Raw genomic sequence first — 1,058 nt, 5'->3', positions numbered from 1 at the left:
AAGCGGTTCCCGAGGGTGCGTTTGTCGCTCGATTCGGTGGCGACGAGTTCACAGTGCTCCTGCAGGGCACGATCGACGACGCCGTCGTCGTGGCTCGCCGGATCGTCGACGCGCTCAGGTCCGATCAGACTGCAGACACATCGGTGTCGGTGGGTGCGAGCGTTGGTGTCGCGCATTTCGAGTCCGCGCAGTTCGAGTTCGGGGACGAACCGCTCAGCGCGCACACTCTTCTTCGCCAGGCCGATGCGGCGATGTACGAGGCGAAGAGACGTGGGAAGGGAGCGGTCGTTGTCTACGGCGACCGTCGCAAATGGTTATCGCCGTAGTAGTGCGAAAATCGTTGCCGGTGAACCCGATCCGGCCTTGTTGATCGCACCACCGACAAGGATGCTAGCCCCGGTGGTTGGCAGGGCGGCAAGATTGTTCAAGTTCTCCAGGCTGATTCGATGCTTGTCGTACAGGATTGTCGAGACGGGGTAGGTTTCGTCGTTTCCGAGGTCGGGACCGAACGTGTCGGTTCCCAATGCTCCGCGGGTGCCCAAACGGCCGGTGTCTATCAGCCACCGCGCCGCGTCCACCGAGAAGCCGGGCTGGTGGGTGACGCCCTCGGCATCGGAGTTGGCATATTCTTCGCTACCCCAGCGCGATTCCCATCCGGTCCAGAGAACTACGGCCGCTCCATCGGGGATCTTGCCGTTGCGCGTTTCCCATTCCTGCAGGTCCGCGACCGTGAGCGCATAGTCCGAATCGGCGGCAGCCTTGTCCCGGATGTCGATCTTCACTGCGGGGAGGAAGAGGTCGGCCGGATCGAGTTGGTCGGCGGTGAGTCCACCTTCCTGAAAGTGCGCGGGCGCGCCCCAATGCGTACCCGTGTGTTCACCTTCCTTGACGTACTGGAGGTAGTAGCCGTCGTCGGCAATGGTTGCCGCCGTGTCGAGAGTGAACTCGGGATCGCCGGGAAAAATCGGCGTCGACGCTGGGTCGTTCACGTGTGAGAGCGAAACAACCGACAAGAGCTCGTTCAACGGGGTTGTTGCGTCTTGACTGCTTCCGGAACT

General features: G+C 62.1%; 2 protein-coding genes. One reads left to right on the top strand and one right to left on the bottom strand.

The window, feature by feature from the left end; translation table 11 throughout:
• Nucleotides 1-326, top strand: a 326-nt coding sequence (locus AC0B9F_RS38540; protein WP_472010517.1) for a diguanylate cyclase, incomplete at its 5' end; no start/stop codon positions are given.
• Here AC0B9F_RS38540 and AC0B9F_RS38535 read toward each other — a convergent pair.
• Nucleotides 315-1,058 (bottom strand): cyclase family protein (locus AC0B9F_RS38535; protein ID WP_472010515.1); only part of this gene is annotated, 744 nt, incomplete at its 5' end. The genes AC0B9F_RS38540 and AC0B9F_RS38535 overlap by 12 nt on opposite strands.

The organism is Streptomyces sp. NPDC097129 (genome assembly GCF_055668065.1).
The sequence above is the reverse complement of the archived record's forward strand: the minus strand, read 5'-3'. Positions and strand labels throughout refer to the sequence as shown.